The sequence below is a fragment of the Alkalihalobacterium sp. TH-98 genome, assembly GCF_057473385.1.
Genome location: NZ_JBYCKM010000043.1, coordinates 66,285 through 90,078, shown reverse-complemented (window position 1 = coordinate 90,078; position 23,794 = coordinate 66,285). Strand labels below are relative to the sequence as shown.

At 38.2% G+C, this 23,794-nt stretch carries 17 protein-coding genes; 2 read left to right on the top strand and 15 right to left on the bottom strand.

Translation table 11 applies throughout. The annotated features are described in order from the left end of the window. Positions 1-80 precede the first annotated feature (80 nt). The 8 genes from AC2VNP_RS15025 to AC2VNP_RS14990 all read right to left on the bottom strand — a co-directional run bounded on the left by AC2VNP_RS15025 (position 81) and on the right by AC2VNP_RS14990 (position 13,619). Positions 81-971, bottom strand: coding sequence for a DNA-3-methyladenine glycosylase family protein (locus AC2VNP_RS15025; protein ID WP_486918104.1), 891 nt, complete (start codon positions 969-971; stop codon positions 81-83). A 1,029-nt stretch (positions 972-2,000) separates the two neighbouring features. Then, the gene (locus AC2VNP_RS15020; RefSeq protein WP_486918103.1) at positions 2,001-3,374 is read right to left on the bottom strand and encodes an aldehyde dehydrogenase; all 1,374 of its coding nucleotides are present in this window, start codon (positions 3,372-3,374) and stop codon (positions 2,001-2,003) included. An 89-nt stretch (positions 3,375-3,463) separates the two neighbouring features. Beyond that, entirely contained in the window at positions 3,464-4,099 is a 636-nt protein-coding gene (gene rnhA / locus AC2VNP_RS15015; protein ID WP_486918102.1) for a ribonuclease H, read from the bottom strand. Positions 4,100-4,147: 48 nt separating this feature from the next. Further along, the gene (locus tag AC2VNP_RS15010; RefSeq protein WP_486918101.1) at positions 4,148-5,506 is read right to left on the bottom strand and encodes an MATE family efflux transporter; all 1,359 of its coding nucleotides are present in this window, start codon (positions 5,504-5,506) and stop codon (positions 4,148-4,150) included. A gap of 173 nt (positions 5,507-5,679) precedes the next feature. Continuing rightward, positions 5,680-6,399, bottom strand: coding sequence for a lysophospholipid acyltransferase family protein (locus AC2VNP_RS15005; RefSeq protein WP_486918100.1), 720 nt, complete (start codon positions 6,397-6,399; stop codon positions 5,680-5,682). Positions 6,400-6,569: 170 nt separating this feature from the next. Continuing rightward, positions 6,570-6,944 (bottom strand): penicillin acylase family protein, encoded by a 375-nt coding sequence (locus AC2VNP_RS15000; RefSeq protein ID WP_486918118.1) that lies wholly within the window; start codon positions 6,942-6,944, stop codon positions 6,570-6,572. A gap of 449 nt (positions 6,945-7,393) precedes the next feature. Continuing rightward, a complete protein-coding gene (locus AC2VNP_RS14995) occupies positions 7,394-10,594 on the bottom strand; it encodes a UvrD-helicase domain-containing protein (protein ID WP_486918099.1) in 3,201 nt (1,066 codons plus the stop codon). Further along, positions 10,587-13,619 (bottom strand): PD-(D/E)XK nuclease family protein, encoded by a 3,033-nt coding sequence (locus AC2VNP_RS14990; RefSeq protein WP_486918098.1) that lies wholly within the window; start codon positions 13,617-13,619, stop codon positions 10,587-10,589. Before AC2VNP_RS14990 ends, AC2VNP_RS14995 begins: the two co-directional genes overlap by 8 nt. A 786-nt stretch (positions 13,620-14,405) precedes the next feature. Between AC2VNP_RS14990 and AC2VNP_RS14985 the strand changes: the two genes are divergently transcribed. Together AC2VNP_RS14985 and AC2VNP_RS14980 are read left to right on the top strand one after the other, a co-directional pair. Further along, positions 14,406-15,329, top strand: coding sequence for a hypothetical protein (locus AC2VNP_RS14985; RefSeq protein ID WP_486918097.1), 924 nt, complete (start codon positions 14,406-14,408; stop codon positions 15,327-15,329). A gap of 315 nt (positions 15,330-15,644) precedes the next feature. Beyond that, positions 15,645-16,931, top strand: coding sequence for a hypothetical protein (locus tag AC2VNP_RS14980; RefSeq protein ID WP_486918096.1), 1,287 nt, complete (start codon positions 15,645-15,647; stop codon positions 16,929-16,931). A gap of 24 nt (positions 16,932-16,955) precedes the next feature. On the opposite strand, the gene AC2VNP_RS14975 is transcribed toward AC2VNP_RS14980, so the two are convergent. The 7 genes from AC2VNP_RS14975 to AC2VNP_RS14945 all read right to left on the bottom strand — a co-directional run bounded on the left by AC2VNP_RS14975 (position 16,956) and on the right by AC2VNP_RS14945 (position 23,542). Then, positions 16,956-17,438: a DinB family protein gene (locus tag AC2VNP_RS14975; protein ID WP_486918095.1), complete on the bottom strand. Its 483-nt coding sequence runs from the start codon at positions 17,436-17,438 to the stop codon at positions 16,956-16,958. Positions 17,439-17,616: 178 nt separating this feature from the next. Then, complete coding sequence (locus AC2VNP_RS14970; RefSeq protein ID WP_486918094.1) at positions 17,617-17,952, bottom strand: hypothetical protein; 336 nt, start codon at positions 17,950-17,952, stop codon at positions 17,617-17,619. Positions 17,953-18,235: 283 nt separating this feature from the next. Beyond that, entirely contained in the window at positions 18,236-18,529 is a 294-nt protein-coding gene (locus tag AC2VNP_RS14965) for a hypothetical protein (protein WP_486918093.1), read from the bottom strand. A gap of 49 nt (positions 18,530-18,578) precedes the next feature. After that, positions 18,579-19,133 (bottom strand): hypothetical protein, encoded by a 555-nt coding sequence (locus tag AC2VNP_RS14960; RefSeq protein WP_486918092.1) that lies wholly within the window; start codon positions 19,131-19,133, stop codon positions 18,579-18,581. A gap of 215 nt (positions 19,134-19,348) precedes the next feature. Continuing rightward, positions 19,349-20,119, bottom strand: a complete 771-nt coding sequence (locus tag AC2VNP_RS14955) for a nucleotidyltransferase domain-containing protein (protein ID WP_486918091.1) — start codon at positions 20,117-20,119, stop codon at positions 19,349-19,351. An 11-nt stretch (positions 20,120-20,130) separates the two neighbouring features. Next, the gene (locus AC2VNP_RS14950) at positions 20,131-22,038 is read right to left on the bottom strand and encodes an ABC-F family ATP-binding cassette domain-containing protein (RefSeq protein WP_486918090.1); all 1,908 of its coding nucleotides are present in this window, start codon (positions 22,036-22,038) and stop codon (positions 20,131-20,133) included. A 601-nt stretch (positions 22,039-22,639) separates the two neighbouring features. Continuing rightward, entirely contained in the window at positions 22,640-23,542 is a 903-nt protein-coding gene (locus AC2VNP_RS14945) for an aldo/keto reductase (RefSeq protein WP_486918089.1), read from the bottom strand. Between the last annotated feature and the right edge of the window lie 252 nt (positions 23,543-23,794).

Below are 23,794 nucleotides of genomic sequence, written 5' to 3'. Positions count from 1 at the left end.
TATAATAACTAGAGTAAAACTAAATGGTTTTACTTCTAGTTTTCACACTTTACATTTTTATGTTCGAGGGTTTAGTATGATTACATTTTTTGGTAAATTCCCTCTACCAATTGTGGACGCTCAGTACTCAGCCATAAATAAAGACTCGCATAGCTTGAGTACGGCTCCCATCCTGCAGCTAATTGTAATACTTGATCTTGCTTCGGTTTTGTTTCTAATTCATACAGTCGTTTTAATGCATTTTGAATTCCAATATCAGCAGCAGGTAATAGATTAGGACGTCCTAACCCAAATAATAAAAAGTTTTCGGCTGTCCACTTACCTATTCCACGAATTTTTACTAACTTCTCAATAATCTCTTCATCTTTTTCGAAACGAAGGGCGTCTAAATCTAAGTCACCGTTTGCTATTTTCTTAGATGTATCAATAACATACTCAGCTTTTCGTTGACTAAACTGTAACTGGCGCAGCTGTTCTACCTCTAGCTTGCTTACAACTGAGGGTTCAGGATAAAAAGGAACGCCACCCACTTCAAACCCAAACATTTTGACAAACCGAGAAGTAAGTTCATGGGCAAATGTCATATTTAACTGTTGATGAATAATCGTTTTCATTAAACAACTATATAAATCAAAATCACAGACGATAGGTGTACCATAAAATATATCAAATAAAGGTGCTAGTTTCGTATGTTTAAAATGATCGGTTATGTGTTGTAAATCGATATCCCATAAAAAAATCTGCTTTAATTTTTCAAGAACCTTCTCCTCATCTTTAACATCGCCGGTTATCGTAATTCTCGTTACTCCATTGTTCCTTTCAAAAGAAACAGACACGACTTTGTTTTCAGTATAAATCGGAACTTTAACTTCTTGATTTACAAGATCGACAACATGCAACGGGTCAGCAGATAACCTTTCTAACAAATGAGAGAAAGCATAAGGTGTATTTATTTCAATGATTGTTTTCAATTTATATGAGATGCTCCTTACTAGATTTTATACAGTGGTTTAATTATCTAAATTTTCACAAATATAAATATACGATATTTTTAGCTTATTTCCTGCCATTTACATAAAAATTTATAAATTTTTATACCTCATAATCTAACAAACTTCATCATGCAGCGACATAGGTAATACGCTATATGACTACTGAAGAAATATACTATTGGGTTTTAGCCCTTGAACTAGAAGATTTAGTCAAACCAGGCACTTCAGATTTGTAAATGCTGCCACCTTAATAAATATTTAAAATAGCGAACCTTCTTATAAAGAGGGTTCGTTTTTTCCGATGGATCGGTAACGCTTGAGTTGGTTTCTAACAGACTTCATAACTTCTGCTATATATGGTCTCTCTTATTTAATCACTGAAACGAAGATTAAAAACAATGCAATAATATGCTATCGATGTGGAAGATAGAATTCTCCGAATGAAGAACCGATGCAAACTTGTTATTGTTGTTAGCGAGGACGACTATTTATTTTAACGGACTGAGAGGCCCTTATATTCATGAAAACTACTCTTTTTACATAGAAAGCGGACTGAGAGGCCCTTATTTGCTTATTATCACTAAGAATTAACGTTAATATTAGTAATTAGAGGCTTCTGAGTCCTCTAAATAAAGAAAAAGGTCCTTTTGCATAGAAATAAGGTCCAGTGTGTCCGCTAATTTCTTCCCAGCATATAAGGTGTGGCACTATCGTTGGTGCTTGCTAGAAAAATAGAAAGAAAAAGCCCTTGCCATTGGGATTGCTGCTCTACATAAAAACTATAATTAGCACCTTATAAACAAACATATCAATAGATTGTAGCTGCCTATAGATATTCAAATAGAATGAACAAGAGCCAGAAGGCCAGTGAACGCCAAAGGAATAGCTCTCTTAAATCGGATGCACCTAACAAAAGCACGACGAAACCGCAATAAACCAAACCGAAGCTAGCTCCGCCTCTGCTCGAATAAAAAAGCTGACGTGAAGTCAGCTTCTATTGTGTGTTTCTTATTTCATAATTCGTTTAATTAGTTTTAATCCACCTTTAGCTTTATGATACCTCAATGGGATATCCATCTTAGTAGATTGATGTAATACCCCTTTATCATGTGAAAAAGCATCAAAGCTATATTTTCCATGGTAAGCGCCCATACCACTTGAACCTACTCCGCCAAATGGTAACTGCGACGTTCCGACATGGTAGATGACATCATTAATACAACCGCCGCCAAATGATAAATGAGTGACTATATTTTGCTCGGTCTTTTTGTTTTCTGTAAAAAGGTAAAGAGCCAATGGATTCGGACGTTTCCGTACCATCTCAATGACCTCTTGCTCCGTTTCATATTCAAACAAAGGTAAGATCGGTCCAAAGATTTCCTCCTCCATTACTTTGGAATCCCATGAGACATGATCCAGTATCGTCGGCTCGATAAAGCGCCGTTCTCTAATCGAATTTCCTCCAAAGAGAATCGTCCCATCTTGCATATACCCAGTTAGACGGTCGAAATGCCTTTCATTAACGACCATAGGAAAATCTGAATTCCGTGAAACATCTTCACCGAATTGGTCCTTAATTTGTTCGACCAGCTTCTTTAAAAAGGGTTCTTTTACACTTTTATGCACGAGTAAGTAATCTGGAGCTACACATGTCTGCCCGGCATTTGTAAATTTCCCCCACGCGATCCGTTTCGCTGCTATATCTAGTTTTGCATCTTCATGTATAATCGTAGGACTTTTCCCGCCTAATTCAAGCGTAATTGGTGTTAAATGCTTTGCTGCGGCTTCCATAACTACTCTTCCAACTGCAACACTACCTGTAAAGAAGATATGGTCAAAGTTAAGAGCCAGTAACGCTGTGCTCGTTTCTACGTCCCCTTCAACAACTGCTATATATTGTTCCTCAAACGTTTGCTGTAATAAGTGTGCCAGAACAGCAGATGTGTGCGGCGTTAATTCCGATGGTTTAATAACAGCACAACATCCTGCAGCGATTGCCCCGATTAACGGTGCTATTGTTAATTGTACAGGATAATTCCACGGTGAAATAATGAGCGAAACCCCATAGGGCTGAGGATAAATATAACTATCTGAACCGATATGGGTCATTGGCGTTTTTACCTTACGCGGCTTTGCCCAGCCTTTTACATGTTTAATCGTTTCCGATATTTCACTGTATAGGACGCCCATTTCAGTAAGGTACGCTTCAAAGTCTGATTTATTGAGATCCTTGCGAAGTGCTTCACTAAGCTTCTTTTCATTAAGTTTTAAAGCTTTTTTTAGCTTCTTAAGTTGTTTAATCCGAAAATTGACATCATGGGTTACACCACTATAAAAGTAATCTTTTTGCATTTGAAGAAGGTTTTTGTACGATTGGCTCATTTGCTAAACCCCCAATCCAATTTTTATCGATGACTTTATGTTATCATTTCTCAACCAAAGCTGCTTCTTTAACAGCTTGGGATACGCGATTATTTACGTCCGTAATCGGCTTTAATTTCGCCCCATAATTCTGTACGCCATTTGAGGATTGGGTTTTTGTACGTATTTGTTTTCAGCCATTTTTCAGCACGTTCAACTAGAGACCAGATGTACTCGGTGTCTTTATCACGCTTTAAGCTCGAGTTTACCTTTTTATCTCGTACCCACTTCATCGCTGTTTTCGAGTCAGAGTAAATCGGCGTTGTATCTTTTCCTTGTTGTTGTAACCACGCAAGTCCATGTACGATTGCTAAAAACTCACCCATATTGTTCGTACCTATATGTATTTCTGGATGTGAAAACAGAATTTCTCCTGTTTTGGTATGCACACCTTTATACTCAACAATACCAGGATTGCCTCTACAGCCCACATCGACAGATACGCTATCCCATACGACATCACCAACTGCTTCTTCTTTACCTTTGGCAGTGGACTTTTTAGCTGTTGACGTTTTCTTTGCCGGAGCCTTTCCATTTGAAAGCGCATCTTCCGCCTCTGCTTTGCTTTCAAACGACTTAAATCTAGCTCCTTGAAAACCTTTTACTTGCGCTTCGCATTCCGCCCAAGTATTGAATATTCCTGTTTTTCTCCCGCTCCATACTACATAATATTTCTTTTTTGCCAAGACATTCACTCCAGACTGAATTTATAATATTTCTATTGTTCTTATGATTTATGAACTTACTTTTACAGAAAACTTTCTTTGTACAACTACTAATCGATACAACAAGGCTATCGCACAACAACCAAGTCCTGTAATTAACCCGACCCAATATCCATATGGACCGAGTGGTGTAAAGTTAGCAGTGATATACCCCGTAGGAAGACCAATGATCCAAAAAGAGACTAAAGCCATGACAAACGGAATATTTACATCTTTGTACCCTCTCAAAGCACCTTGAATCGGGGTCGCTAGTGCATCTGAAATTTGGAAGAAAATTGCATACAATAGAAACTGCTTAATTAACAGTAACACCGTTGGATCATTCGAGTATAAACCAGCGACCGGTCCCCTTGTCACATATAAAATTAAAGAGGCCACAAGGGAGAATATGACGGCAAACCCTATTCCTAAATAGCTGTATTGCTTGGCATCTTGTAATCGCTTGGCCCCTACTTCATAACCGACGGCGATGGTTAAAGCAAATGCGACACTCATGGGGATCATATACAGCAGTGACGCGAAATTAATCGCGGCTTGGTGAGCAGCAATCGTTTCAGTATTAAACTGACTCATTAGTAATGTGACTGCAGCAAAGATACTCGTTTCAAAAAAGATCGTAAATCCAATCGGTAACCCTAGTAAAAGTAACTCTTTCCACGCAGAAAAGGAAACGCGGAAGAACGTTTTGAATATATTATATTCTGAAAAGGGACGAACTTTTATAACGAAAAAGAATGCGATCCCTAATATAAACCAATACGTGATTGAAGAGGCATATCCTGCTCCTACTCCACCTAATCTCGGAAAACCAAAATGACCAAAAATGAGAATATAGTTAAAGAACACATTAATCGGTAGAGCTAAAAGGGTAATAATCATCGTAACACGCGTTTGCCCGAGTGAGTCAAAAAAGCACCTCAGCACTGTATATAAAAATAACGGTAGAATACCAAATGATAAACCGATTAAATAATGCTTAGCAATTCTTCTTACCTCATCTGTCAAACTCATGGCGTTAAGAATTGGATTAAGAGCAATGACCCCTGCAACAATAATGACAATGACAATTGCAATTGATAAATAGGTCGCTTGGATAACAGAAAACGGGACCTTATCGTACTTCTCTGCTCCAATATCTTGCGCTAGGATGGGTGTTAAAGCCATTAATATCCCGACAAGCCCGGTAAATACCGGTAACCATATACTTGAACCGATCGCAACACCTGCCAGATCATCTGCTCCTGCTTGCCCTGACATCACGGTATCAAAAAAGTTCATCCCATAAAGACCTAACTGCGTAATTAGGATTGGGATAAGTATATACATTAACAGCCTTAGTTTTTCTTGCCATGTTTTTGTTTGTTTCATGATGTGACCAACTTTCTCTACTCGAACATTATGTACCTATACTATTACAACGAACTTATTCCTTAATGTCTAGCAATTACTACTTAATTATTTATATATTTCTTAATAAAAAAGGGTAGCAGGTACCATTAGCGCTTTAAAGCGCTGATGGTACCTGCTACCCTTTTCTCTATTTAGCCTTTTAATTGTTGCTCTTGAATTACATCCCTAACATGGTTAGCGATTTCTTTGACGTCCATATCTTTATACTGCTCAGCACAGATAGGCTCTGCAATTTTTAAATCAACAGTTCCGGGGCGGATCAGCTTTTTTTCTTCGAATAATTGATAGGAGCCGTTAATTGAAATTGGAACAATTGGAACACCAGATTGTAAAGCAAGCCTGAAACTCCCTGCTTTAAAGCGCCCCATTTCCTTTCCTTTACTTCTCGTACCTTCTGGAAAGATGACTAAAGAATGACCGTTTTGTAACAGCTTTGCTCCTTCCTCTATTGCTTGAAGTGACTGTTTGCGGTCTTTCCGTTGCATAAATACGCAATTGATGACTGTCATCCACTGTCCCACAATCGGAACTTTTTTTACTTCTTCCTTCGATATAAATCCTTTTGGCTTATCGATATAACCTAACAACAATGGAATATCAAAATCGCCTTGATGGTTTGAAACAAATAAGACAGCTCCTTGTTTCGGAACATTTTCTAATCCTTCTACGTTTACTTTCGCTCCTGCTAGCTTAACGAGCGAACGAGACCAACGCATAGGCATCGCACCTGACATTTGATCTCTTGCTTCGACTGGCATTGATTGATCCAGTCGCTTCATTTTCCACAACGTTGGTAAGCTATAAATTAAATAAAGGGCTAAGTAAATCACCCAGATGATCGTTCGTATCATGATGTACCCTCCACTCTATTCTTCCGAAAGTAATTATAGCAGAAAAATAGAGTAAGAGAGTGGTTTTCAAAAATTTGTAAAATTCTTTCTTAATCACTGGGAAGTAATTCTAGTTTTTTGCCTGTTTTTTGATAAGTTTCGGATTTATATTAGTTGAATGATACTTGCCATTAAATTCGGGCTATCTGCATAGGCAAAACTTTGGAGAAATGTAATGTATACGCTTTCAATAAATCCAAAAAGCTTGTACCACCAGCAGGATAGGTTGGGAATAACTCAAGTGCCTCATCTTCTGAAAAGTTTTGTATTAAATAATGTATAAACATCTGACTTTCCCAGTTCCCGCCTAAATCATAGGCCATATACTTTCCTAGAGTAATAGAATCTACTACTGTCCAAGGTTCCGGTTCATAACCCATGAAACGAAACTCTAGTGGTAATGTCCCTGCTTCTTTGGCTTCACCAATGAAGGCATTTACACCGTCTGCATAAGCTTTTAATGCCACAATGGCATCCTTTGTTAAATATTTGTAGCTTTGTACGATTTCTCTGGCTTTGAACGATTGTTTCCAACTAAGTCCCCCGTTTCTTTTTTAATTGTTAGCACAAATAACTATTTATTATTATATCGATATACATCAATAAATATCAGAAAATTCTATATTTAAACAAAAATAAAGGTGTTCTTTATTCTCTAGGTTACTAATTTACATTTTATGTCATTTTATTGCTCTAAAATGCCTTTTAGATCTAGCATTTACCATTATAAGTAAAGTTTTTATTCTAAATTGTCCTTTAGGTCACTATTATACTATTATATGGAAATTAACTAACGTAAATTGATTTTTACAACTTAATTCTCCCACTATAAGGAAATTATTTGTTCTAAACCATCGCTAAAGGTAGCAATCCACAACATTACAGAAAAATCCCTCCTCCAACAATAGGCTGAAAGTGCCCTTGTTGAAGGAGGGATCATTTATTTTGCATCCATTTAGATCTTCACGCAATCCTGCGTTTGAACAAAGTAGATATTCATTTCTCCTACTTGTTCCATTGTGATTTCTTCCCAAGCCTGTTTGTAAACATTAAGTTGCTTTGCGTAATAATCTTTTAACTTTTCAATATCTTCTTTTCTTGTAAATCGGTCCGTCTTATAGTCGACGATAATCCACTGATCATTTTCTTTAAAGATAAGATCGATGATCCCTGTTAATATCGTTTCTCCTGTTTCTTCTCGGTACAATGGATGTCCTTCTTGGACCATTACTGTAAATGGCATTTCTGCAAACCACTCATCGGATTTCTTGCACCGCTCCCAAATAGGTGACTGTAAAAATGCTTCAATCGCATCGTTTACATCTGAAGCACGTTCTACTGGAAAATCATATTTGCCTAGAAGCTCCTCAATGACTTCACTTCTAGTTTCACTTCCTTTTAAAATCGCTTCAAACGCTTCATGAATAACACTTCCCCAATCTTTACCACCGCCAGTTTCCCTAACAATGCCTAGTAAGGAATGATCGTCTTCTGTACGGTCCGTCGGTCGCTCCATCTCGTACGTCTTCTGTTTTAGCGGTTCGGCCCAGTTCAAGACTTGCTCACGGATGTGCTTCCACTCGTCTACGTTAACTACGTTTTTATCAGCTACTTCAGGTTTAACGATGTCTACAGGTACTAGAAACTCATCCAATTCAAGTCCCTCAAGCAGATCATTCCACGGATTATTTTTTTCATTGCCTTTATCCATACAACTGATGACAAGCATCTTCTCAGCTCGGGTCGCGGCCACATAAACGAGTCGCATTTCCTCAGCTTTTAAATACTCATATTCTTCTGCTTGTAGCCGTTGCCAGTTTGGCGGTTGTGCCATCATCTCATCTTTTTCATTGGTAAAACAAAAGTAGCCAATGGAACTTTCTTGCTCACGCTGGATATGACGGCCAATTTTATCTTTTTGATCCACAAACTTCTTCGGATGAACTAAGAATACGATTGGTGCCTCAAGCCCTTTTGATTTATGAACATTCATGACACGTACGGCATTTTCTTCATCCGGTAAGGTCATTTCTTCCATCGATTCGTCAATGATTAATTGCTCTAATCGTTCTACGATAGCGTAAAACTCAGCATGTCCGCTTGCTTCATAAGCTCTTAGTTTCTCTAGTACTTGGTAGGTACGTGTATAATCGCGTTTATTTTTTTCTAAGCTCATATATTTGGGCAGTAAACCTACATCCAACAAGATTTTCTCGATGGCCGCAGTCGGAATGTCTTGTCTGCGCCACATATAATATTGATTCAGCTTGTCGTATATTGATTTTAATAATGCTTGTTCTTCTTCAGCTAGTTGTTCAGGAATCGCTGTAAATAATGCGAGCCTCCCGCCATGAGTCGTGAAGTTATATAAAAGCTTGTCGCTTATACCAAACAGCGGGCCTCGTAATACAGCTGCAGCATAAAGAGAATTCGTCGGTTCCGCTAAAAGCTTGAACAGATAAAGTGTCGCACGAAGTTCTTCGTCTTCAGCTAAGCTGACCTCTCCGGTTGTCATCACAGGAATCCTATATTCTTCTAATTTTTTGGCATAATCATCAATCCCGCCGTTGTACCGGGTCAGGATCATAAAATCTCGTGGTTGTGCTTCACCATTCGTTAGCTTTTCACGAATATACTTTGCGATTCCGTCAGCATCAGCTTCAATCACTTCCGCTGTTTTTCTTGCATTAGGAACCGTCCATTTATAAATGCCCAATTTCTGTTCTTCTTCCTGATCATCTCTTTTTACGGAATTTAACGGTCTGTAAGCGGCTTGATAACTCGTTTCTTGTTCAGGTAAATGCTGAACAAACACTTCATTTAATGGTTCCGTAACAAGACTTGTCGTTCGGAAGTTCATGGTTAGGTTCAGTGCTTCCCCGCCCGTACTCGCAATCATCTCCTTTACGCGTTGATAAATATCAATATCCGCGCGCCGGAACCGATAAATTGACTGCTTTGGATCTCCAACTACAAAGAGAGAGCCTTGACGAGGAGTTAACTTCGTCCAATTCTTTTCTTCAATTTCTTCACCTGTTAGATATAACATGAGTTCGGCTTGGATTGGATCCGTATCTTGGAATTCATCAACGAGTAAGCACTTATATTTCTTTTGGAAATACCGACGAACCTCACTGTTTTCCTTTAATAGTTTCGCCGATTCAGAAAGCAAGTCTTGAAAGTTTAATGAAGATCGCTTCTTTTTTAAGTTTTGGTAGTACGCTAGTGCTGGCTTTAAAAATGGAATTAGCCGACTATGGCAAAATTCAAACCATCTTTCTAATACAGGCGCAACAGCCTCTGCAAGAATGATTTGTCGTTCATCTCTTATTTCTTTTGCTACATCATTATCCTTCCAACGATTTAAGGTGACCGTTGTTTTCTTTTGATAAGGCCTTAACATCGCCACTTTCGTCTTATCTTTCGTAATATCAAAATACTTTAATTCCCGCATCGTACGAAGAACTTTCTTTTGAAGCGAGTCATAACCTTTATCAGGCTCTCCATCTGGTAGATTCGTTTTTACATACTCTATGAATGCTTTTAGCTCAGAGAACACCTCACCTAAATCAGGTCTTTCTGTTTCTTCATAAAACCAGACCACATCAGCATACTCGCGTAGCTCATGTAAATTAGCTCGCAAAGAAGCGACATCAATGCCTAACTCGGACAGCTCATCCAATTGTTCTGGAGATTTTAAGCGAATGTCATTGATGTAACGTTCCCACGCTTCATCAGCGATCAACTTGTCTTCTTGTTCATCTAGCTCTTTAAAATCAAAATCAAGCCCTGCCTCTACTGGTCTTTCCCGTAACAGCCTAGCACAGAATGAGTGAACCGTTCCAAGGTAACATTGATCAAAGTCCGCTAATGCTCGTTCAATTCTTTCTTTCACAACAACATCCGTTATTTCTTTTCTTCTTTTCTCTAATTCGGTTTGAAATCGTTCCTTTAACTCGTCCGCCGCTTTTCGCGTAAACGTAATTGCAACAATTTCCCGAATTTCATAAGTTCCTGTTGTAACGAGATTGGCCATTCTTTGAACAAGGCTGAAGGTTTTTCCAGATCCTGCACCTGCTTCCACGAGAAAATTCGTGTTCAAGTGTTCCATAACCTTATCACGTTCAGCCTTATCCATTAATACAACATCAGTCATACGAGCGCACCTCCTTTAACCGTAAAGCTCCTGAAGCTGTTTCTTCTTCGTGTTTCTTCGCAAGCACCTCTTCTTCGTACGTGTGTCTTTGACAAACTATTTTATAATCACAAAATTTACAATCATCAGCTGCATCGGTGTAAGGAAAATGCCCTTTAGCAAGGAGGTCACATAAGTGCTCGACGATCGTTAAAAATTGCTGCCGTTCCTCATCGTTATGCTTTCGTACAATTCTCTCACCTTGCCCTTTCAGAGTCGGGAAAAGGTAGGTGCTTGAGCTGACTTGTGCATTTTGATGCGCAAAAAGCTTTTCAAACGCAAGTGCATACAGACTATGTTGAAGTTTACGCCCCCCGTTAAAATAGGCTTTTTCAGTATAGCCATAGGAACTTCCTGTTTTATAATCAATAATTGCATATAGTCCATTCTTTAAACGATCGACTCGGTCAATCTTCCCGCTTAATCGGATCGACTCCCCATTGGTGAGATCAATCGTTGCTGGGTCTTGCCCACTAATTCCAAAATTAAATTCAAAGAATAACGGATCGCCTTCACCACTTGCCTCTTCCTCCGCCTTCAAAAAGACCGCACATGACTCTAGAATTTCCTGGCGTTCTAATAAATAAATGATTTCACTTGGCGGCGGGTTGCTTTCTCGTTCGAAAGAGAGCACTTGATCAGCAATATCGATAATCAGATCTAGATGCTGTTCTACTTGCGGCTTTTCTTTTGCTTCTTTTAAACGTCCATAAAAACGCTCAAACACTTCATGCATTAAACTTCCTCTCGTCTGCGGGGTGAGCCAGCTATACATATCGAATTCTTCAATTTGGTCTTCTTCTACATATAAAATATGCTTTAAAAAGTATTTATACGGACAAGTCCCTAACATCTCTAACTTACTCGTTGTAATCGTAAGCTGGTCATTTTTTCTAGGATCAAGTTTGTCGTGATCATACTCTACTCGGCCATCGAATTCAGTAAACACTTCATTACGACGCGCCTCTCTAGCCAGTTCAGCTTGTTTCAAGTGTATAAATGATACTTCGTTAAAGACTTCTTTATCTAATTGGCTCTGATCCCATACTTGCTTGGCCCACCATTCACTTTCATGAATTACATTTGCTGTTTCTTTTTGGATAAAATGAACATCATCTTGAAGAGCAAGGGCAAGCTCTTCCCCAGTTACGCTAGGTTGTCTCGTTAATAACCGATAAGCTTGTAAAAAGATATGCGCTGGGGCAGATCGCCGATTTTCAACCGTATCCATAAACGGATAGCTCATTCGCACATGTCCTTTTGTCGTTAACAATAGCTGAACAAATAAATAAAAGTTTCGTTTGACAAATTCACGACCTAACGTCATCTCAGGATGAATCGCTTTTCTTTCTAGATCAAGAAGAATAGGGTCTTCTTTTTGTCGACCAGGAAACCTACCGTTATCTAAACCGACGATATACACATGAGGACGATCTAAATACAAACCAATCCGATGAGGCGAGATATGGAGATGGCCTGGCTTAGGCATAGATGCTCCCACAGTAAGCTTCATTAACCACTGTTCTGTATCATTTAGTGCCTCACCTAACGTCATGTCTCCATCCGCCAGATGTTCAACTTCTGTTATCGCTTCAATCAATTGATTTTTGGCAGATGTGTTTAGCGCATTGTTAGAGTTATCTTCAACTGAGATTAAATCTTTCAAGGCGATTAACCACTGTTTATATGAGATGGGACTCCACGTGCTGTCTCCCTCAAATCGTTCCATCCATGGGGTTAACCATCTTTCTAATTGTTTGTATCTCTCTAGCTTTTGAACAGCACGTGTATTGGAGGGATCTTCTTTTATTTTCAGTGCTAAATCGGTCATTTTTTCTTGAAGCTTCTGCAAATACCTTTCTTTTCCCCAATGAATGTCTGCCTCATGAAGAAGCTCAATGACTTTTTCTCCTGACAGTTCTATTTGGTTTAATGATATACAGCCTTCTCTAATTAATTTAGCCAGCATCTTAACGCTGTAGTTTTCACGCATCCACTGAAAAACACCTTTAAGAAGCTTTCCTGGTTTGGTCAAATTAACAGGAACGCCCTCAGCAAACGTGACACAATCCTCCAACTTTTGTTTTTGCACAAAGCGAAGAACACTTTCTACGTAAGGTCGTCCACTTGTATAGAAAATGACGGATTGATCGAAAGGTAGTTTCTTATTTTTCAACTCCCTAAATACACCATGTATTTCTTCATCTTCACTGATGGCTGCTTTTAAAACAAGATCCGGTTCACTAGATGCATTTTCAATTTGATATAAAAAACTAAATGGATGGTGCGATTCGATATTTCTGGTCGGCGGCAGCATCGTCGGCAGCGGCTCTACCCCAAAAACCGATGGGAAGTCTAGTGCGACAACCTCTTCGCCTTTCGTGTAATGCAGGAAAAACTCTTTCTCGATTCGATAATAAGCTTCATGAGGAAAAAAGATATATAGTGACTGTTTTTGGGGCACGACAGGTTGTTGCATGGCAAGCTCGAAGATATCAGCCGTATCCAGCAATCGTTTTTCTTGGCGTTTTTTTTCATACGCTTGAAAGAGCTTGTATAAATCTTCTCCCTTCTCTTGCTTTAGAAACGCTTGTTTTGGAAAATTTTGTACAGATACTCTCGCTTGTTTTAAATCTAATATCGCTTGGTACACAGCTTGACTAAATGCAGGAGTCAATTGGACAGAGTTAAAATAACTTAACTGTTTATTGTCTTTCAATTTTTGCAGTTCTGAAAAAATATACTGTTTGCCAATTTGGTATGGCATTTGTTTATAATCGGCTTTTTTCATAATAGGTTTAATCCACTCAAGGGCTAAGTCCATAAACGTTTTAACCTTCACATTAAGAACAGGTTGACCTGCTCTCGCTAAAGCGTGTATCACGAGTTGTCCATCACGGTGTGAAGGAACAACAAATATCTTCTCTGTTAACTTATTTTTTTTAACAATATCAATTAGTTGCCCAATAATAGGATGAGGATTCATAATAACCTCCTAGCTTTAGTAAATCACCCTTTAATTATACAGAAATCGCCAAAAAAAAGCGAATGTTAGTTCTCTTTTTGAGGTGGCTTTTGACACAAAATTTATTAATTTTTGTTACTACCGCCTCTATCCTGTTACGCTACAATAAAATTGACACCTTCTGTCCATTCGTCCAGAAACTCAATTTGCTACAGACGTCTCAATATGTCCACTCACAAACCGCGGCTACCTAGGAGATCACAACTGCTGTTCAATAGTTACGTTCTGTTGTTGATGACTTAATAAGGCTTTCCCACATAAAATAAAGCAATAAGATGAAAAGGGCTCCTGCGTAAGGGCCCTTTTTTTAGTTTCTCCTAGCTTTTTGCTCTACTGCTCTACCGCACACCATTCACGGCTTTTGGTTCACGCTTCCTCCTAATTTTTTCCTATTCTGCTCACGTTTCATCTCTTTTTGTTCACGCTTCCTCCTAATTTTTCCCTCTACCGCTCACGTTTCATCTCTTTTTGTTCACGCTTTCTCCTAATTTTTCCCTCTACCGCTCACGTTTCATCTCTTTTTGTTCACGCTTTCTCCTAATTTTTTCCTATCTCGCTCACGTTTCATCCCTTTTCGTTCACGCCTCCTCCTAATTTTTCCCTCTACCGCACAAAATTCATCCCTTTTCGTTTAAGCACCCTCCAAATTTCTCCACCAGCGCACGCCATTCCACTCTTTTAGTTATAAAAGCAAACAACATTTCACTTTTCGCTTAAAAACATTTACAATAGTTGGTAAGGAGTACGATGGCGAACAAAAAATCACTCCAGCGAAAGGAAGGTTATTTTATGACTCTACCTGCTTGCTTGCTCGGGAAAACCGTAAGTTTAAATAACAATTCCCACTATCTTATCAAGTATCAAGAACCTACAGACAAGGATAACCATGTCATTTTATTTGAAGAGGACCGCCCGAAAATTTATGCCCGTATATCCCATACAGGTGAATTTTTACAATCTTTTTTCCTAAATAAGACACATGATCCACATGCTGCACGCTGCCTTGAACAATGTAAACAAATTGAAGCTGCTAGAACGAATAGTCCACTTACTCAAGCTGATATTAAAGATGCTTTAAATGACGAAGAACATGCTAAATTCCATAATAAAAACTTAGAAAAACTTCTTTCGGATGAACATTTACAAGATATTAAAAATTGTTGGCCTTCTCGTTTATTATCTTCTCAATCGATGAACTACAAGACTTCTAACTCATTAATCCATTCCACACTAACAACAGCACTCTCTACTGCAAATCCAAAAAAATCCATTGATTTCTTACTTCTTCATCGTTATGACCGTTTTTTAATTCATCTTATAAAACAATTTGAAAAAACCCCCTCTTTAGTCACTGATATTTTAGCTTACTACTACAAGCATCAAGCGTATGATGAAGCAAGTACTTTTCTTACTCGATTAGCTAAAAAAGTGTCCCTAGAAAACGTCTCTTTTTTGAACTTTGTTTTAGATGAAAGTCGCAAATTAAATAAAATAAACAACCAATCACCTGTTTTCAAACAAGTGTTTTTAAACATCTATCAACGCGGAAAAAGAAAATACGGAAAAGATGTTACTTCCTGGCTCAGTTCCATAACCAATGAAAAGAGAAATCACTTAAAACAAGACATTCTTCAATTAATCAGAGATAAGAAGAACAAGGAAACTAGTTGATGTATAGCAAATACTATTTCACTTCACACATTATTCGAATAAAATGAGAAAATAAAAAAACACTATTAACGCTAGGAAATCAATTTAGTCCGTCCTAGCGTTTTTTACTCTCTACCTTATTTTTTTCTAGTCCAGTCATTTGTAAGGTTTCGTCTAGAACGGAACTTTAGCCACCCCTCTAAATGCTCATTGACCTGTCAGGAAAATCCTTCCTATAATATAAAACGTAATGATTACTATTTACAATAAAAGGGGGATCACATTACAGATGAACAGTTATTACGTAACTCAAAGGTGTTTGTTACTCTATTACTTATGGTCACTATCTTGATTATTGTTGGGTGTAGTTCAAACTCAACTTCAACTACAAACGAAGAAACGACTTCTAGCGAAGATATGTCCGAGGAGCTTCTATCTGAAAATGATGACGCTGATGAGGAAGAACATAACGAAGAAGAGGCAGAACAAAGTGATAAAGAAGAGAAAAACGGAACACGTATTGCCGTTAGCTATGATGCAGGTGTCATCATCTTGGACGGAAACTTTCAAATCATTGAAACTCTAGAAACAGACACAAGTGCTATGGGTCTTACAGCAGACAATCGCCACGTGTTTCTGAACAACCGTGAAGAAGGGGTATTAAAGCTTCTAGATTTAGGCGTATGGGCGGAGAGCCATGGCGATCATGGACATACATATGTAGAGACACCTGTTGTGTCAGACTATGAAATACATGGGGAAAAGCCAACACACATCGTTACTCATAGTGGAAAAACAGCCATCTTCTATGATGGTGATGGGCAAGTGGAGGTTTATCCTAACAAAAGTTTAAAAACAAATAAAAAGCCAGAGCCTATCTTTACCGCTCCTGGTATAGGACACCACGGTGTTGCAGTCCCATTATCAAATGGAAATTATGCTGTATCCTACACAGATGAAGAAGATCCACAGCCACTTCCAGAAGGAATCGTTATTTATGATGAAACAGGAGAAGAAGTGTCCCGCTATGCCTCTTGCCCTCGCCTTCACGGTGAAGCTTCCCAAGGATCTAAAGAAAAAGAAATCGTCGCCTTTGGTTGTGAAGGGCAAGTTCTCTTATACCTTCCTCATACAGATGAAGCAATAGAGATTTCACTACCTGATGAAGAGGCACGAGTGGGAACGATTAAGAGTCATAATGACAGCCGTTATTTCCTAGCAAATTACAGCAGTAAAGAAAAACCAGAGCTTGCAACAAATATTAGTGTCATTGATACAAGTGAAAAAACACTAAAAACCATTGATATCTCCACACCTTATATAAGCTCAATGGCAGTTAATGCGAATGGAACAGGATTTGTTTTAGGCATAAACGGAACCCTATATCAACTCGACTTAACGAGTGGAACGATTAAATCTGAACTTCAGGTTATTGATGCATTTGAATTAGCTGAGGGACATGGGCATGATCATGTGTACCCAAGTCTAACATTAGTCAATGATCAAGTCGTCATTACAGATCCTACTAATAACACACTTCTACATGTCCATGATGACCACGTGGATACAGTATTAACTCTAGACGTGCAACCAACAGGTATATTATCAGTCACTGCTTTTTAATATTAACGGTGATACTTATCAAAATTAAGTACAATAAGTATGAATAGATTTTATCTCTTTTCCAATAAAGCTAGTAGATATAGGTTGTAAATCTAGTTCTCTTGACCAAACTGAAAGTTGACCGATATGATGAATTTCGTGTGCAATTATATGGTGAAGTATTTCATCCACAGTGTATTTTTCTTCATCCCAAGAAACATTTATAACTTTTTCCTTTAAACCATCTAAATTTGTTTGTAAAAACTCAGCTATTTCCTTGCGTAATTCATCTGATAGAGATTTAACCTTGCTAAGCGAGTTATAGTCTTCAAACTGAAATATTACATCTTCCTTGCTCTGAATACCACGAACCCAGCTATATTCGACATCAATAATATGAAAAAAGGTATATAAGATACTTCCCACTCCACCTCTGCGTTCCTTTATCAACTCTTCAGTCGCTACTTGGTCGCACCAGTCAAACCACTCATCTCTTACTTTCCAGTTATATTCAAAGAATTTTAGCATATCAATAAGAACACCCCAATATGTATATTACTAGTAAGAACTAGCGCTGTTCCTTTCCTACCTATACTGTTAACTAAATCAGGGAAAGATTTAGAAAAAAGGATTAAAAATAAAGCCAATTAATTGAGGCTTTTATTAGAGAGCACAATGGTGGTGTCACATTAATCATTCGACCCTATCATTCTTTATCTTCTTTAAAGAATACCCATTTATCTTGTATTAACACTACAAGACCTTCATTATATAAAGCATATTGTGCACCTTCATTACCAAAGTTACTTTCTCCATGCTGTGCGGGTATTTCTGTGCTTTTTACCGATGATGTTATTACTCCCTTTTTCTCCTGATTATCAACTTCTAGTGGTATTTCTCTCCCTGTATCCATGTAGATCCTTTCATTTACCATAACCATCGGTCGTCTATCGGATAAACCTTCCTCTTTTTCGTTGTGGGAACAACCAAAAATACCTAACAAATAAAAGGTGCATAGAGTAAGAGCAAAAAACTTCTTCAAATTAACACTTCCCCCATTTCTATTTCACGTACGATATCCATTTTCTATCTACTCTTACTTACCTTTTATTGAAAAAAAGTTTTATGGAGCTAATTCAAGAAAGTAATTCGCAAAAGATAATAATTGATATAAACCTAATGAATTTACAGGTTAAATAGTTGAGTATAGTAACTGAAAGAAATAAAAATAACAAATACAACGAGTCCAGCTATTACCCTTTCTTTTAATGGTACTTTCTTAAAGTTTGCCACTGACTAATTCTCCCTTCATAACCCATTACACCTTATGATACATGTTTGCTTTTCACCAATAATTTTCGATTGGCTATAAATGAAATAAAGAAAGAAGCAATTATAGAACATGTGATGATAAAAGCTAAATTAAGAAATGCAAGTTCTGAGTAGTTACCAAATAGCAAAAGAAAAATAAATGGTATACCAAACCACTTTGATTTAAAGTGTCCAGCCCAGCCAATAGATTCAGTTCTATCTTTCTGCTTTTTTGAAAATAGTATGGGTGAAAATATAAGTATAAAGAGTCCTAACGTTAAGATAATGCCAAGAATATCGAATTTCAAAAACTCCACTCCCTTTCAGTAAGTTCTATAGCTAACCGTTAACGCTGTTCTACTTAGAAATTGTAAGTTCATCAACAATCTTTCCTGTGTTAAGGTCACGTAAATAAATCGTGCCACCTCTAATCGAGTCGACACTCTCGTAATACCAAAGGTAGAAACCTTCGAGGCCTAATTCTTCCACTTCGTCTTGCGGCAGCATCGCTAATGGCAATAGTCCTGCTGGTTCGTCCTCGACAATTACTTCATAACGGCCTCCATCTGGAATTAACCCGTAGATTATGTGACCAACATATCCTTGATACCCAGATAACTTATCGTAGGCATCGACATCACCTAAAGGACTGTACGTAATCATCGGCGGTTTCCAGCCAAGTAATCCTTTTTTTAAATGAGCTGCACCTAAATGCCTCCCTTCCTTAAATAAAAAGAATAAAGCTTCATTACCGATCTTGTAGGCAGGAATTAGGATTAGATTAGGATCGGTCGCAAATAACGCTTGTTGAGGTTCTGGATACGATTGCTGGTATTCATCATACATAAAACCACCAATGACAATCGCTATGACAAATAACCCTGTAATGAACATCATTTGTTTCTTATTCACGCTTACACCTCTCCTCGAGATTTTTTAATTACTAAGTTCTTTCATAACTAAACCATATATACGATTGCATTATTAATAAGTTTCGATTTTTTCTGAATTCTTTTCATACTCCTCTACCCGTTACACAATAACAGCGAACAAACTAAAAAGCCTGACCCATTTATTGTACTCTGGATCAGGCAGCTTTTGTTATTAATAGTATAGTTTTAGACGAATCAATTCCAAATATTGCCTAACGTTGTTTGAAAAAATTGGTCTAATGCTTCTGTAAAGTTTTGTTTATCTTCCTCTAGCGCTTTTATATAATCGCTCAGTTGAACTAATCGTTCAGCCACATATTCTTCTGTTGCAACCAATTCTTCTGTTTTTACTTCTTCAACTTTTTTTAATTTGTTCGCCAATAACCCATCTATTTCAGATCGCAGTGGACTTGGAGTTATTACTTTATCAATTAAATGTTGAAGCTCATTCGGCGGAATCGAATGATATTTCTCTATCCAACTGCAGGCTAGTATGGGTTTAACAACATTTAAGACGAGCTTAACGTTAGCGTTTGGGCTGTTAAACGCTCCTTTCGCATTACGTTTCGCCATATTAAGATAATGATACAAGCAGGTTTTAGCGGAAAACGTACTACGTGAAAGTAACCGCAGTTCATCTACAATTGCGTCCTTTTCATAATAGACAATGCTCGATTGTAACCACTCCAACAACGTTGGGTTGGACTTGTTCAATAAAACTAATGCTTTTCTTAGATCCCAACCGACCATATCTAGTTCCTTCGTTACGGGGATTTCCAATACCTCTCGCTTTTGCTCAATCGATAGATACCAGTTTATCGGATGAATATAGATAAAGCGAACATCGTAATCACTGTCTTCAGAAGCCGTTCCCCAAGCTCTACTGCCTGCTTCACACGCATAGATAATTTTTACATGATGTACAGCTTCCATTTCTAAAAGAATGTTTTTGATTTTTTCTTTCATTTAACCACCCGTTATTTTTGGTCTTCGATTTCCTCAACTAATAAGGAAAGCTCCTCCCACCGTTCCATCGCTTGTTCCAACTCTTCTTCAGTTTGTTTTTGTTCTTTCATTAATTCTTGAATTTTTCCAAAGTCACTGCCTGCAGCCACAATGTCCGTTTCAATTTGTTCGATTTTTAATTCCAGCTTTGAAATACGCTCCTCGATGGTATTCCACTCTTGTTGATCTTTATACGATAGCTTTTTTCGCTGTTCCTTCTTTTTCGGTTGTTCATTCGTTTCTTGCACTTTCGCTTTTCTTTCTTGAAGTTCTAGTTCTTTTTCCAGTCGCTTGTCTTCCATAAATTCCGAATACGATCCTTGATAACGGCTAATTGAACCATTCCCTTCAAAGACGAGCAAGTGATCAACTACACGATCTAAGAAGTAACGATCATGGGATACCGTTAAAACAACTCCTGGAAATTGATCTAAGTAATCCTCTAATACACTCAATGTCTGGGTATCAAGGTCATTCGTCGGCTCATCGAGAAATAAAACATTCGGCTCCTCCATCAGGACACGGAGTAAATAAAGGCGGCGGCGTTCGCCTCCAGATAATCTGCGTATATACGTCCATTGCATCGCACGAGGAAACAGAAACCGTTCTAACATTTGCTCAGCCGTAATAATTTGATTATCCGCCGTTCGAACGATTTCGGCACCTTCTTTAATGTAATCAATCACTCGCATATTCCCATCCAGTTCTTCATCATCTTGCGTATAATATGCGATTTTTACCGTTTCACCGACTTCAATTTCGCCTTCACTAGGTTTAATTCTACCCGCTAAAATATTTAATAATGTAGATTTCCCTGTTCCATTGGGCCCAATAATTCCTAACCTTTCACCTGGAACGATTAAATAATTTAGGTCCTGAAACAGCTTGTGGTCGTCGTAAGACTTTGAAATATCTTTTACTTCAATTACTTTTTTTCCAAGTCGGGTGGAGCCGATCGCAAAATCAACATCACCTCTTTGTGCAGGGCCTTTTTGATCTCTTAACTCCTCGGCTCGCTGGATCCTGGCTTTTTGTTTCGTCGTTCGTGCTTTAGCCCCTCGTTGTAACCAAGCTAACTCCCGTCGTAATAAGTTTTGACGTTTCGCTTCACTTTGTTCTGCGAGCGCTTCTCGTTCCGCTTTTTTCTCTAGGAACGTCTCGTAATTTCCTTCATACGTATAAAGCTGTCCTTGATCTAATTCATAAATACGATTAGTCACTCGATTAAGAAAATAACGATCGTGCGTTACCATGATGAGCGAGCCTTTATACTGAGCTAAATAGCCTTCTAACCATTCAATCGTTTCATTGTCTAAATGGTTTGTCGGCTCATCTAATATTAGTAAATCAGCAGGTTGAATTAACGCTTTCGCAATTGCTACACGTTTCTTTTGACCACCAGATAGATATTTTACTTTTTTCGTAAAATCAGTAATCCCCAGACGAGTCAGTACCGTTTTGGCAACAGTATTAGCCTCCCACGCCTCACACTCATCCATCTTCGCTTGAATTTTTAAAAGACGTTCTTGAAGTTGATTATTTTCTGGCTGATTTTGAAGTTCATGGAGGGCTTGCTCATATTCCCGCATCACTTTCATGATCAGCGAGTCACCGTAATAAATTTGTTCTAATGTTGTAAGATTGTCGTCTAAATCCGGTTGTTGCGGAAGATATTCAATCTGCAACTGGTTCGAATGGGTGAGCTTCCCCTCTTCCATCCCTTCTTCTTTGGAGAGTACCTTTAATAATGTCGATTTTCCCGTTCCGTTAACTCCAATTAGACCAATTCGTTCCCGTTCACCAATGGCAAAGGAAATATGGTCGAATAATACTTTTTCACCGAATGATTTATATAAATTTTCTACTGTAAAAATACTCATCTTCTCAATCCTTACGTTTCATATTGTTTCTTCTATTTTAAATGAAAAAAAGAAGATGTGCGAAAAAAGTGAAAGACACCTAATTATCGGTGATTTGTACTGGCCGCTGGCGGTAAAAACAAGGGACTGCTCTGGCTGCGTTTCACCGAACAAAACGAACTCGAGCAAATCAAAGCTGCAACTAATATGAAGAATGAAAGCGCCCGTAGTACGGCATATGGTGGACTAGAGCACCCCGATTGGATTTACAACTCTAGCTTGAAGAGGAGCTATTCGATTACTTGTATTATTTCGGGGACTGAGAGGACCTTATTTTAATAAAAACCACCGTATTAGGTGTTTGGCGGACTGAGAGGACCCTATTTGCTTAAATTTATTCGAAAATAACACGAAAAGCAGTAAATAAGAGCCTCTGAGTCCTTTAAATTAAAAAAAGAGCAGTTTTTACGGAAATAAGGGCCTGTGAGTCCGCTCATTTCGTGTGCCATCGTTAACAGGCGACAACCACTAGTCACCCGCACTGCTGCTAGATAGCGAAAATCGAAATACCTAGCTTAACAACGACAAGCACTAAGAGACCTGTTCTTTGGAACACATTTGGTTAAGGTACTTCATGGCCAAGGGATGACTCCCACACTTCAAACCATTGTTGTCTCGTTAGCTTGATGTCTAATGCCTCTATCGAACGGTCAATTCTCTCTAAATTCCCTGTTCCGATTATAGGTACGATGTTCGCTGGGTGTTGTAGCAGCCACGCTAACATGACTTGATCAATGGACACCGCATTTAGCTCATCTTTCAATTTGGTTATTGTTTCTCGAACTCGTACTGATTGGTCATCTTCTCCTGTGAAGACTCGGCCTCCCGCTAACGGTGACCACGCCATCGGTGACATTCTTCTTTCTAAGCATTGGTCAATTGCCCCATCAAGAAACGGCGTTGTATGTAAAACAGACAGTTCAATTTGATTGGTCACTAACGAAAACGGTAAATAGGAATCGAGCATCGTAACTTGAGACGGGGTAAAATTTGATACGCCAAATGCTCGCACTTTTCCCTCAGCCTTTAATTGGATGAAAGCTTCAGCTACTTCACTCGGATCCATATACGGATCTGGACGATGAATTAACAGCACGTCGATATAATCTGTAGCAAGATTGTTTAACGATCGATTGACCGACTTTATAATATGATCTTTACTCGTATCATAATGCTTAATGTAATGGTCTGGATGCTTATTTGATAAAAGCTTAATGCCACACTTTGTAACAATCTCTATTTTAGAGCGCAAACCAGGCTCAAGTTTTAAGACTTCGCCAAAACGCTCTTCACAAGTATAATCCCCATATATATCGGCATGATCGAACGTAGTTAATCCTTTTTCTATACAAGCATGAGTTAGATGAAGAAGCTCTTTTGTCGTTAAGTTCCAATCATTTAATCTCCAATGCCCATGAACGATTCTCGAGAAAGATAAATCCTCTCCCATTTTAATTCTATCCATTCTGTTCACTCCTCGTTAGTACAAATACCAATAATTTAATTTCCTGCCTTAGTATCTCACATCTACTCAACTTTTACATAAGATAATATTGAAATGTCTAACTGACTTCTGCTCCTTCTAGCCTATTCTAATAAAAGCTAGTAATCTCATTTTCCTATTTTTCCAGTTTACTAGTTTAATCATTAGAAAATTGGAAACAATATTACTGAAACAAAATTCTTGTTATTTATTAAAGGGAGGAATACCAAGATG

What these genes read in the sequence shown, in the direction of transcription:
- AC2VNP_RS15020 (WP_486918103.1), bottom strand. Translation starts at nt 3,374, where the DNA reads ATGAGCCAATCGTACAAAAACCTTCTTCAAATGCAAAAAGATTACTTT.
- AC2VNP_RS15010 (WP_486918101.1), bottom strand. Translation starts at nt 5,506, where the DNA reads ATGAAACAAACAAAAACATGGCAAGAAAAACTAAGGCTGTTAATGTAT.
- AC2VNP_RS15005 (WP_486918100.1), bottom strand. Translation starts at nt 6,399, where the DNA reads ATGATACGAACGATCATCTGGGTGATTTACTTAGCCCTTTATTTAATT.
- AC2VNP_RS14995 (WP_486918099.1), bottom strand. Translation starts at nt 10,594, where the DNA reads ATGACTGATGTTGTATTAATGGATAAGGCTGAACGTGATAAGGTTATG.
- AC2VNP_RS14990 (WP_486918098.1), bottom strand. Translation starts at nt 13,619, where the DNA reads ATGAATCCTCATCCTATTATTGGGCAACTAATTGATATTGTTAAAAAA.
- AC2VNP_RS14985 (WP_486918097.1), top strand. Translation starts at nt 14,406, where the DNA reads ATGGCGAACAAAAAATCACTCCAGCGAAAGGAAGGTTATTTTATGACT.
- AC2VNP_RS14980 (WP_486918096.1), top strand. Translation starts at nt 15,645, where the DNA reads ATGGTCACTATCTTGATTATTGTTGGGTGTAGTTCAAACTCAACTTCA.
- AC2VNP_RS14975 (WP_486918095.1), bottom strand. Translation starts at nt 17,438, where the DNA reads ATGCTAAAATTCTTTGAATATAACTGGAAAGTAAGAGATGAGTGGTTT.
- AC2VNP_RS14955 (WP_486918091.1), bottom strand. Translation starts at nt 20,119, where the DNA reads ATGAAAGAAAAAATCAAAAACATTCTTTTAGAAATGGAAGCTGTACAT.
- AC2VNP_RS14950 (WP_486918090.1), bottom strand. Translation starts at nt 22,038, where the DNA reads ATGAGTATTTTTACAGTAGAAAATTTATATAAATCATTCGGTGAAAAA.
- AC2VNP_RS14945 (WP_486918089.1), bottom strand. Translation starts at nt 23,542, where the DNA reads ATGGATAGAATTAAAATGGGAGAGGATTTATCTTTCTCGAGAATCGTT.